The sequence below is a fragment of the Thioalkalivibrio paradoxus ARh 1 genome (assembly GCF_000227685.2).
GTDB classification, from domain to species: domain Bacteria; phylum Pseudomonadota; class Gammaproteobacteria; order Ectothiorhodospirales; family Ectothiorhodospiraceae; genus Thioalkalivibrio; species Thioalkalivibrio paradoxus.
On sequence record NZ_CP007029.1, the window covers coordinates 2,093,741 to 2,105,638 of the forward strand.

The 11,898-nt window shown below is 59.1% G+C and carries 7 protein-coding genes; 3 read left to right on the top strand and 4 right to left on the bottom strand.

Annotated elements, in window-relative coordinates; genetic code table 11:
• Nucleotides 1-368 precede the first annotated feature (368 nt).
• Together THITH_RS17925 and THITH_RS17930 are read left to right on the top strand one after the other, a co-directional pair.
• Nucleotides 369-3,728 (top strand): fibronectin type III domain-containing protein, encoded by a 3,360-nt coding sequence (locus THITH_RS17925; RefSeq protein ID WP_198019437.1) that lies wholly within the window; start codon nt 369-371, stop codon nt 3,726-3,728.
• Nucleotides 3,729-3,930: 202 nt separating this feature from the next.
• Nucleotides 3,931-4,779, top strand: coding sequence for a tail fiber domain-containing protein (locus tag THITH_RS17930; protein ID WP_006748341.1), 849 nt, complete (start codon nt 3,931-3,933; stop codon nt 4,777-4,779).
• Between the two features lie 72 nt (nt 4,780-4,851).
• Here the strand turns inward: THITH_RS17930 and THITH_RS09515 are convergent, their stop codons facing one another.
• From THITH_RS09515 to THITH_RS09530, 4 genes are all read right to left on the bottom strand, one after another.
• Nucleotides 4,852-5,718, bottom strand: coding sequence for a hypothetical protein (locus THITH_RS09515; protein ID WP_006748340.1), 867 nt, complete (start codon nt 5,716-5,718; stop codon nt 4,852-4,854).
• A gap of 157 nt (nt 5,719-5,875) precedes the next feature.
• Nucleotides 5,876-6,436, bottom strand: a complete 561-nt coding sequence (locus THITH_RS09520) for a class I SAM-dependent methyltransferase (protein WP_006748339.1) — start codon at nt 6,434-6,436, stop codon at nt 5,876-5,878.
• 245 nt (nt 6,437-6,681) lie between these two features.
• Entirely contained in the window at nt 6,682-7,653 is a 972-nt protein-coding gene (locus THITH_RS09525; RefSeq protein WP_006748338.1) for a glycosyltransferase family 2 protein, read from the bottom strand.
• A gap of 175 nt (nt 7,654-7,828) precedes the next feature.
• On the bottom strand, nt 7,829-10,156 hold the full coding sequence (locus THITH_RS09530) for an ArnT family glycosyltransferase (RefSeq protein ID WP_232222298.1): 2,328 nt from the start codon (nt 10,154-10,156) through the stop codon (nt 7,829-7,831).
• A gap of 733 nt (nt 10,157-10,889) precedes the next feature.
• On the opposite strand from THITH_RS09530, the gene THITH_RS09535 reads away from it, so the two are divergent.
• Nucleotides 10,890-11,843 (top strand): IS1595-like element ISTni3 family transposase, encoded by a 954-nt coding sequence (locus THITH_RS09535; protein WP_006748336.1) that lies wholly within the window; start codon nt 10,890-10,892, stop codon nt 11,841-11,843.
• Nucleotides 11,844-11,898 lie beyond the last annotated feature (55 nt).

Genomic DNA, 11,898 nt, shown 5'->3' on the forward strand with positions numbered 1-11,898 from the left:
TGCATGGGGTTGAAGGACGTCGCAGGGAAGTGGATGCACGTCACCCTGTGTACCGGCCAAAACCTGCGCATGTTCCAGCGGGCAATTGGCCATTCGTTGCGCCTCAGCAAAGATATGGTGCAGGCGAAGCATCAGTCAGGTCCCTGGTCCGGGTGGTCATACTGTCTGGCCAAGGTCGGGGGAGATTGCCACCCGCCACCTCTCGTGGCTTCCAGTCTGAACGACTATGAGGCGGGAAAGCGCTCGGGTCCAGCACCCAGTAAGACGTTCAAAGAGGTCACTGCTACATGCTAACCAAGCGCCTGCCCCATCGTACTTCTCCAACGGTATCCTCAAAACACACTGGGCCCATCGCTTTTAAGGTGCTCTTGTTCCTGCTGATTTTATTTTCGCCCCCCGTATTAGCGGGGAATTTCGAGCGACCAGTGACCGGTCACACTGTAACCCAAGAGTATAACGCCTACGGACAAGTGGTTCCCGGGCATTATCACACCGGAACGGACTATTGGAGCAGCAACCGCGAGGTGCGCGCAACAAGTCACGGGGTGGTGGTTCGAAAACAAATAAACGGTGAAGGTTGCGCTCCAAGCTGCAATGGCCCCGGTTGCGGCTGCCTTGATCGTGGATTGGGTAATACCGTAATCGTTGAGCATACACTCACCAATGGAGAAAAAGTCTATAGTCTTTATGCTCATCTACAACATTTTCAAAGCGGCATTAACATTGGAACCTGTGTGCAGCCAGGCACCCTTATTGGGGAAATGGGTGGGTCAGGATATGGGCTTTCAAACTATTATGGCGCCCATCTTCATTTCGAAATTAAGAACGCAAATGTCCTTCATAACCCATCCGGTTCAGGCCAGTATTGGGGGTATACTCCCGGAAATGCGAACACCTACGGTTACCAAGACCCATATGCCTATATAGTTTCGCCCGCCAACCAGGTAGCGGTGTCTTGCGATATTGCTCAGGCGCCGACCGTCACAACCAACCCGGCAACCGGCATAAGCCAAAACAGTGCGACGCTGAACGCCACGGTAAACCCGAATGGCGCAAGCACTATGGGAGGATTTCAGTACGGAACGACCTCAGCCTACGGCTCGATAGTTACTTTCGCCGACGCAGGATCAGGTACTTCTGCCATCAGTCGCAGCAGCACCGTCTCGGGCCTTGCATGTGGAACCCAATACCACTTTCGGGCATACGCCTTGAACTCGGCAGGTACAACGTTTGGAAACAACCAAACGTTCACCACCAGTGCCTGCCCCGTCCAGGCGCCAACGGCTAGCACCAATCCTGCAACGAGTATCGGGCAAAACGCGGCGACCCTGAACGCCTCGATCAACCCGAATGGCGCCAGCACCTCGTACTGGTTCGAGTACGGACTCACGACCAGCTACGGCTCCACCACGCCAAGTCAGAGTGCGGGCTCCGGCACCTCCAGTGTTAGCGGCAGTCGGTCCATTTCTGGCCTGCAGTGCGGCACTACGTACAACTTCCGCGTACGTGCCAGCAACTCCGGCGGCACCAGCAATGGAAGCAACCGAACCTTCACCACCAGTGCCTGCCCGGTCGACGCGCCAACGGTGACTACCAATCCTGCAACGAGTATCGGGCAAAACGCGGCGACCCTGAACGCCTCGATCAACCCGAATGGTGCCAGTACGACTTACCGATTCGACTTTGGAACCACGACCAACTACGACTCCGACACGACAAGTCAGAGTGCGGGCTCCGGCACCTCCAGTGTCAGCGGCAGTCAAGTCATTTCTGGCCTACATTGTGGCACTACGTACCATTTCCGCGTACGTGCCAGCAACTCTGGCGGCACCAGCATTGGAAGCAACCGAACCTTCACTACCAGTGCCTGCCCGGTCGACGCGCCAACCACACCAAGTAATCTTTCGGCCATAGATGTTGAGCCCACATCGGCTCGCCTTGTCTGGGAGGCCTCAACGGACAACAGCGGCTCTGGGCTGGCGGGGTACAAGATCGAGTATTGCACCGGAGCTGAATGCTCAGACTTTGTCGAGATCGGCACCGCCGGCAGCACAGACGTAACTATTGAACCCCTGAGTCCCGATAGGACCTACCGCTTGCGCGTTCGAGCCTATGACAACGATGGTAACCACAGCGAATATTCCAACATCGTCAGCTTTACCACCCCGCTACCCGAGGTTACACCGGTCCAACTACAAAATGGTGTCGCCGTACACGAGCTCAGTGGTGACCAGGGCAGCCAGCAATTCTTCAGTATCGAAATCCCTGCCGATCGCACCGAGCTGCGCGTGGAAATCTGGGGGGGCAGCGGCGGCATTGTCGACCTCTACGTCCGCCACGGGCAGGTGCCCACCTTGGATAATTGGGACTGCCGACCGTACTTATGGGGCAGCGAGGAAACCTGTGTCGCAACGAATCCTCAGGCCGGTACGCATTATGTGATGATCCATGGATACGAGGCGTACACGGGTCTATCCCTGCGGGCAACCTACACCCCAGCGCAGGGCGCCGTGTGCGGCCCCGACGACGACCATACCGTCACCGCCGGTCCGCAACCGGGCGCCACCAAGGAAGTGGCCGGCTGCCGTTCAATCTTCGTGGAGAACGGGGTGATCGTGCCGGCCACGGGTAGCCTGGAACTGGTCGCGCGCGAGCGCATCGTGTTCCGGCCAGGTGTCCGGGTTGTTGCGGGTGGCCAGTTGTCGGCCCGAGTAGATTCGACTTATCCATCGTCTGCGTCCCCGGCATTGGCCGAACAGGGTTCGGTGGCCGTGGGAGCGCCGGGCGCAGAATCTACGCGGGCCACTCGGTGGTGGATACCCGAAGCCGACGATGCCCGCAGGCGTGAAGGCGTGGCAGCTACAGCGACCGAGGAACGCGCCGGTGCTCCGATTTCGATCGGGGACGGCGATCCGGGCAGCGTTGAGGAAAGCGATTTGACCGCACCGGCCGGGCTCGACGCGATACCCGGCGATGGCTCGGTGGCGCTGCGCTGGGAAACCGTGCCGGAAGCCGACAGGTACCATGTGTATTGGTCGCGGAATCCCGGCATTCACCCGTTCACGGCTGCTTCTTACGAGGGTTTCCTGGGGAATGTGCCCGACGCGCGAGCGATCGTCGCCGACCTGGAGAACGATCGCGACTACTTCTTCGTAGTCACCGCCACCCGCGGGGGCCGCGAGAGTGCGGCCAGCATCGAAGTCGGCGCGACTCCGGAAGCAGGTCCGGTGCTGATTGCCGGCCGCTACGCTTTGGAAGCGCTCGACGCCCCCACCGTGGTGGATCTCGACACCGGGCTCGAATGGCGGCGCTGTGCGCTGGGCCAACAGTGGGATGGCGCTGCCTGCACCGGTTCCGCCGGTTCCTACAGCCACGCTGAGGCCCAGCAGGCAACGGCCGCGTTCAACCGCTCGCGTGCGTCGGAAGAACCCGAATGGCGGTTGCCCGAGGTCGGAGAACTCCAGGGGCTCGTGTACTGCACCAGCGGCACTCCCGCGCACTTCCCCGATGGCACCGGGTGCTGGGGCAGCCATGGCATTCCGACGCTGGAGCCCACGGTGTTCCCCACCGGCTCCGCCGCCGGCGGCTGGTTCTGGTCGCGCTCCACTCACACTGATGGCCAGGCCTGGGGCGTGGACTTCAACCGCGGCACCGCCCAGCCCTACCAGGCTTCCGCCTTCAGCGGCGTGAGGCTGGTGCGGCCGGCTTCCCCGGCAGGCGACCAATGAACACGGTCCTTGCGGCAGCCTTGTCGTTAAGGACGGACGCAAGCGTCCCACAAAGGCATGGGGAGACCCGCTTTCGAACTTGCCGACATTCGCCCTACGGTACACAATCGGGCGATCCCTCGGGGATTTTCGATCTCCGACGAGCACTTCAGGAGCGACCACCGGCACCATGTCCATCCTTTCACGAAACGGAGATGACTCAATGAAACACGAAGGAACCCTCGTTCAGCGGAGTGCGGTTGCATTTGCGGCTGCCGGCGTCGCTGCGCTTCTCGCAACACTCACCCTTCCGCACCCTGTCCATGCACAGACCGATGCACTGGTTCTGGAGGCTAATGGAAACGTAGGAATCGGAGTGGATGATCCAGTACGGCAGCTGCACCTGCAGGGTGACAACGCGGCATTCCGGATGGACCGCGATCGCGATGGGGCGGCGTTTTTCTTGGTGCGAACCGATTCGAACTGGAATCCCTGGAAGGCCTTCCAAGTCGGCGTGGTCGCCTCGGGTCCAAATAACGGAGCGTTTATCATCAATGACCTAGGCCAAGCCGTAGGAGGCTACGGATTGAATCGAATGATGATCTCCAACGATGGATCCGTCACCTTCCCCGGGACGGTTCACGCGCACTCCGTTGTGGAAACCAGCTCGGAGCGTCACAAGCAGAATATCGAAGCGATCGGAGATCCCGGGGCGGCCCTTCAGCGGTTGCGTGGCGTGAGATTCACCTGGAAGGAATCGGGCCAGGCTTCGCTCGGACTGATTGCCGAGGAAGTGGCTGAGGTGTTTCCTGAACTCGTTACCCGCGGCGACGAAGGTGGGCTGGTGGAAGCCTTGAATTACTCCGCCCTCGTTCCAGTACTCATCGAGGGCTTCAAGACCCAGCAGGCTGAATTAACGAGCTATCAAGCCGAAGTTGCCGCACAGCGGGACCAGATCGACCGTCTTGAGCGCCGTCTCGCCGAACTCGAGGCGATCGAGGTTCGCCTGAGTCAGATTGAGGGGCGACTGGTCGAACGCGACATCCATATGGCGGCCATGCCCAAACCTTGAACCAGTTTTAAGGATACAAGCGAGCAGCGACCCGCACGGAACACGCGCTGTGCGGGTCGCGTTACTCGCCGATCACGCCCCTTGCCGCGGACTTTTCCGGTCGCCCAATAGAGCCATGCCAAAAAACAAGACGTCACCAAGGGCAGTCACCAAGCGGCTCAGAAGTACAGCGAGCAACAGTTCAATCTCCCCGATTACGCCCTTCAGCAACACAAGAAGCACCAGCTCCCGAACGCCTACTCCGGCCGGGGCGCCAGGAGTCAAGAGACCTGCGAGCCAGGCCAGCACGTAGGCGCCGACGACCGGAAACCAGAGGAGGGTTCCAGTCCATTCAAAACCCGCGCTCGCAACATCGACCAGAGCCACAAAGAGCCCGCCTGATATGGCGAGAAAAACTGCATACGCTACGAGTGCGCGAGCGGCAGATGGGCCAGCAGAACGCCACACCAGTACGAAAGCGACAGACACCATACCCAGGAAAAGCGCCGTTCCCGCCTCTGCGGGAAACCCCTCTACGACAAGGGGCAAAGCCAACCCGCCAAACAACGCACCAACGGCCGCGATCAACGCCAGTTCCCAAACTGCCGATTTGGCCAGCGTCCAGCCCGGCACTCCCGCCGCCATCCCCATTGTCTGCCGGCCCGCCAGATGCATGATATTGCCCGGCAAATACTTCGCGATTTGCGAAATGCCATAGACCCGGATAGCCCAGCCGAGCGACAGCCGCGTGCCAAACTGGCCCAGCAGGTTCCACCAGCCCAGTGCGAGCAACAGACTGGCAACACCGTAAACGAGAGCAAGCCCCATCACCATCAGCCAATCAGCCGAACCGATGCGAGTCAGGTCGATCGCGGCGGCATGCTCACGCAACCCCAGAGCGACAAAGACAATCCCCCCGATGGCGAGCAGGGATCCAGCCCAACGCAGACGCTTGTTCAAAAATCAGTGCCAATGGAACCGCACCGTCGCATGGCCCAGCTCGAGCGACATACTTCCCGAAGCTGATTTGAGCAGGCGGACAGCACAGTAAGCTTGGCGAGAACGCCGCACTGAACCATGCCAGCACGACTTACGACAGCCCACCCCACGACGAGGCTCATCGGTCCTCCTTTTGAAAAACCGCTATTTGATTAGCGCTGAATAGAAAACGACGATAGGAGCTCAGGCGCAGCCCCGCAACGGCTCCCGCACGGACGAGGGTTGCACGATCAAGCAGGCCTTCATGCTCCTCATTAGCGTGTTTACTAAACAAGCCAATCGCCGCCCCCACGTCGTGAATCCAGTCCATGGACGGATGCGGCGTGGTGACAACCAAGCGCGAATTTGAATCTCGCATGTAAGCGGTTAGACGCTTGAGGAAATCACCGGGCTCAGCGTCATGTTCGATCACGGCCAGCGCCACCACCGTATCAAAGCGTTCATCCAACGCCGGCAGTTGAGAAGAGAAGACATAATTAGGAAATCGCGAGCGCGCTAGTTCCAATGACTCCGGGTCGACATCGGTCCCGTAATATCGGTCCGCCTTCAACCGACCCGCCAGGGCCCCAGAACCGCAACCCACATCCAACACCCGCCCGGTCAAGTAGGGCAATGCCGCCGCGAACCGCCGTCTCTGCAACCAAGGAGACAAGACCCCTTCCGCACCCTGATCCGCCATAACCCAATCCTCCCCAAAGTTGCCCGCCGAACCGGCAGAACTCATCGCCGTGAGATACCCATTTTTCCCTTGCGTCTACTTCTACTGAGTTTGCGCGCCAAGATAGCTATCAGCGCGACTCATATCCGACGTCCAGCAGGGTATCGGCCTTGCACCCCACGCTCGCACCGAAGACGCTTTCACGAAGAATCCGCTCTTGCGGTTTCGCGCGTTTCACGGGCAAATCGAGCTGACCAGCCCGCCAGCTACCGGACTGTTCCGCGCCCCTCAACCGCCGTCCCACGACCGACATCACGACGCGTATGAAACCGCAACTCCTCCAGCAACTTCCGGTTAGCCGCAATCAGGTCGGCCACGAACGCAATGAGAATCGTCTGAAAGCCCATCACGAGCAAAGCGCCAGCCAAGATCAGCGACTGAATATGTCCTTCGCCTTCGCCACCCAGCCATTTCCAGACAAACCGCAACCCGATCAACACACCAGCACCAAACAGCACCGCGCCAGTCGTCGCAAAGAAACGGAATGGGCGATAGACCACAAAGATCCGGACAATGGTGACGATACTGCGTAGGATGTAGGACGGTATGCTCTTCACCAGCCGGGAGGGACGAAGATCTCCGTTGACTCGCACGGGTACCGAGGCGATCGCCATGTTCTTCTGGCCTGCCTGGATGATCGTCTCCAGCGTGTAGGTGTAGTCGCTAAAGACCATCAGCCGTTGCGCCGCGCTCCGACTGATCGCGCGAAACCCGCTCGGCGCGTCCGGAATATCGGTTCCGCTCGCCATGCGCACTACCCAACTACCAAGCTTCTGCAGAACCCTCTTGACTGGCGAGAAGTGCTCGATGGTTTCGATCGGGCGCGCCCCGACCACGATCTCCGCCTCCCCGGCGAGTATCGGCGCCACCAGGGCGGGGATGTCGTCCGCGTTGTACTGGTTGTCTGCATCGGTATTCACGATCACATCCGCACCGCGTTGCAAGCCGGCTTCCAGGCCGGTCATAAAGCCCCGCGCCAAGCCCTGGTTGTCGGTGTGCCATACCACGTGATCAACGCCGTGTTCGCAGGCCACCCGGACCGTGTCATCCGTGCTGCCATCGTCGATCACTAACCACTCAACCGAATCGAAACCCTGCACCTTCCGCGGCAGGGACGAGAGGGCGACACCGAGCGTCTCGGCCTCGTTGTAGCAGGGAATCTGGATAATAAGCTTCAACTAAATCTCCAAATTGCCGCCATTGGCGCCCTTTTGCCACTCGTCTGCAACCTTCATCAAACCGCCAAGTCCTTGCCCATCTCCGCCGGTCGACCGCCCGCGTCTCTGCTCACGCGAATACCGTTCACCATGGGTCACTTTTGCTATACTCTCAACACCAAAGCGCACTGGACCACTACTCTCTACCCTCATGCCCACGCTCCGTTATCTCTTCAAACATCACCTCGGAAATCCGCACATGCACACGATCCTTCACGTGATACCGGTACTCGAGATCATTCACCGCCTCTGTGAGCACGAACTCGATCTCTCCTACAACACCGTCCCTTAACTCCGCCGGGACCACCCGTGCGCTTGCCACCTGCTCCGTGCCTTTGCCATGGACCACATCCACAAACCCGACATCACCGGGCTCCGGCAGTACATCGACCCACTCCCCCTTCCAGATCACACGATACATCCCGGGTTCAACGGGTATATAGGGGCCGAACAACAACACGCCCTTCTCACCTGATGATTGCACCTCGCCAACCTCTTTTGCAAACACGCCGACCCTCGACCCAAACCGGCCTCCACTCGGAACGCTTCTAAAGATCACCGGCCCTGCTGTGTCAATCCGCCCAAAATTCGTACTATACGAGCGGAAATACAAAGACTGCGGCTTCTGTCCCCGCTGTTTCTCGAGAAAACGCCCCTCCAAGCTTCCGCGATAAAACCATTCCCCACTGGAGAACTCATCAAACCCCAAGAACAACAAGCCATCCATGGCCCCGCTTCCAAGCAGGTCCACCCCTTGATCTCTAATTAGGACGGTTTTCTTCCCGTACACATAGGTCAGGATCGACGCCGTCTGATAGTCTCGGGGATTGTCCCGGGAAAGGGACACTCCATTCCGGAATCCCACCTCGTCAATAGCCTCTACGACTGAATCATACCCTGTTCGCAGGTCCGCCATCATTGACTGAAACAGGTAGGGCGACGCGAACGCGAGAGACGAACCCACGTAGTACAATACCACTAGCGCGACAGCCGTTCCTCGGGCGAGCCTAGCTCCACCCTTATCCAGAAACACTCTCAGGCCCACAGCCGCAAACAAGATAAGCAGCGGGATGACTTGCGGAGTCCAACGCCGAGCCGCCCAAATGTGGTCGGGTGTGATCGTCGGACGCCACGTAAACAAAAACAGAACACTTATAGCCATCACAATCAACGGAATGACCAGCGGGTTCCTGCTTTTCATGCTGATCGCGTGCCACAAACCATACAAAAAAACAGCGAACATGACTGGCGTGACATACCACGCCAACTCACCGATCGCCCTGGCATTGAACCCGTCATCAAAAACCGGCCACAGGGACCACGCAAACAAAATCCATGCTCCAAGAAGAATAACCGCCCCTTTCAATAATCCTTCAACAAGGGAACACTGTTCGACCCGCTTCAGAGGGATCTTACCCCTGAGCGCAAATGCCAAACCGGCAATTACCGGAATCCCGTAATTCAAATATACCAAACCCTTCAAACTACCACCCATCCATAAATCATAGAAATATGGAAAGGTGTGAACGTACCCATCCACAAACCCCCAAGTACTGAACCCAAGATACGTAACCATCAATGGCAGCACCACAGGTCTGAAATCGCTTGGACGGAAGAACGCAGCTCCCACCGCGCCGAGAATGATGAGAACGTTCAGGGCTGAATCTACCCTATTCAATAACGCCAGACCAAGAATGGCCCCGCTCGCTGCGGCCCAGACGGCGGATCGCGAATCAAAGGCTCTTATCAACAGGTAAAGTCCGCTGAACAAGAACGCCACCGCAAGCACCTCAGTCAGGGTGATCCGAGCGTTCCAAATGAACGCCGCGTTCAAAGCCAACGCCAGCGTCGCAAGCAATGCCGTAGGCGGACCTGCCAAACGTCGTGCCACCATAAAGAATGACCAAAGCGCGAAGACTGCAATGGCCGCATTGGTCCGGACCAATCCCTCAAGGCCCGCGAGCTGATAAAAAATAGCGCCGATCGACGGAAAAAGGTGCATGAACTGCGGTATTAGTTCCGCCGGATCGCCCGACAAACCGCGAGCATATGCGCTGTAGATTCCCGGGAATCCAAGACGAATGACATCGCCGTGCGTCGCGTGAAGATCCCGAAGCACGGGAAGGTCGAGGACCAATCCCCCTGTATTCGCGATGTGCACCGAAAACACCAGGTAAAGGCCGGGATCACGTCCACCCAGAAGGTAATAGGTGGGAAAGAGCGCATAAAGGAGAACGGCAGCCAGAAGCAGACCGAAGAGCACACCGTTAACCGGCGTGAGCACCTGATGATTCAATCGCAAATCCATTTGTTTTCCCGCCGATGCACCCAACCCCCTTGTCTTCCCATAAACCGCCATAGCGGCCAGCACAACCACCAGCGCTATGGCCACCACGTCTACGCTGAACATGCCTACTCGCATGGAAAGAAAAGCGGACATCGCGATGACAAGGAAGGAGATCATCACCCCTACATAAATCCGGTCTAACCCATCGTACTGCATATAATTTCCTAATCTCCCTCATGATGATCATCAGGGAAGCTCTGTAAATTAGAACGGGCCGTCATCGAAACCACCGTCATCGCGAGGACCGAAGCAACGTGGCGCTCCAAACGGCGTTGGTCCTCCCCGCGCTGCCTGGATTATTCGCTGCGCTCACCCTGCGGGCAAGCCTTCGGCTGTTCAATGCGCTGCGCGCATTGGTGCCGCGCTACGCTCGCAGTGACGATCGATGCCGCACGGCGTCGCACTCACTGCGCGGGTTTCGTGATAATCAGGATCTCCCTTGTTGCCAGAGGTCCCGCCTTCGCGCGACCAGAGCCCTAGTGCCGACAGAGCAGATTCGCCATGCCCAACAGACTAGAATGTTCCATTGTCTTTTTTTGTCCTACCTGCGTCGTGGTCTCCATGCTCGTGCCTTGCCAACTAAAACGTGTTCTCTACTGCGCTCCAGTCGCTGGCCACCAATCCCATACCCTCTTTCTCTCAATCCACTCGGAATTTCGGATCCTCTATTCGGCTTTCACAGACGCCCCCCGTTAGACATCGGACGCTCTGTTTCGACATGCCATTACCCATTGACGTAGACCTCGGGTGACTTCGCCCTTCCTGATTAGCAACGAGAGTCAGCCAGGATCACTCTGTGAGCCACCACCGGGCGTACGCTGAGGGCACACGTCGAGCGGAGGGTGGCACCATGGCACAGAATCGGATCCAGTTTCAGGCTGGGATGTCGATGCCGGAGTTCCTTGCGCAGTACGGGACGGAGGCCCAGTGCGAAGCGGCGCTGGAGCGGGTCCGCTGGCCGGAGGGCTTTCGCTGTCCGCGCTGCGGCGGTGACGCGCACTGTGTCCTGCGCAGCAGCCCGCGCAAGGTGTTTCAGTGCAATGCCTGCCGGCATCAGGCCTCGCTGATCGCCGGCACCGTGATGCAGGGGACGAAGCTGCCGCTGACCACGTGGTTTCTGGCCATCTACCTGGTCAGCCAGGCCAAGACCGGGATCGCGTCGTTGGCGCTGAAACGGCACTTGGGCGTCAGCTACCCCACCGCCTGGGCGCTGAAGCACAAGCTGATGCAGGCGATGACCGAGCGGGAAGAGCGCTACACGCTCAGCGGCACCGTGCAACTGGACGACGCCTACCTGGGAGGTGAGCGGACCGGTGGCAAGGCCGGGCGAGGCTCGGAGAACAAGGTTCCGTTCGTGGCGGCGGTGTCGCTGACCGACGCGGGCCGTCCCCTGCGGGTCAAGCTGACGCCGGTGGCGGGATTCAGCTTCCAGGCCATCACCGAGTGGGCCCGCGCGTATCTGACCCCGGGCAGCACGGTCCACTCCGATGGTCTCGCGTGTTTCAACGCGGTCACGATGGCCGGTTGCCGGCACCAACCGACGGTCGTGGCCGGGCGCAAACCCAAGGACCTGCCCGAATTCCACTGGGTCAACACAGTGCTCGGCAACCTGAAGACCAGCCTGAGCGGGAGTTACCATGCCTTTGCGTTCTCCAAGTATGCCCCCCGCTACCTCGCGGCTTTCGCCTACCGGTTCAACCGGCGCTTTGATCTGGCCGCATTGCCGGGACGCCTCCTGGTTGCCGCGGCGCACTGCAGGCCCCTGCCCGAGCAGTCCCTGCGGCTGGCTGACTCTCGTTGCTAATCAGGTCGCCCTTTGACTCTTGCCCACCATATAATCCTCGGTTCATACCGCACAT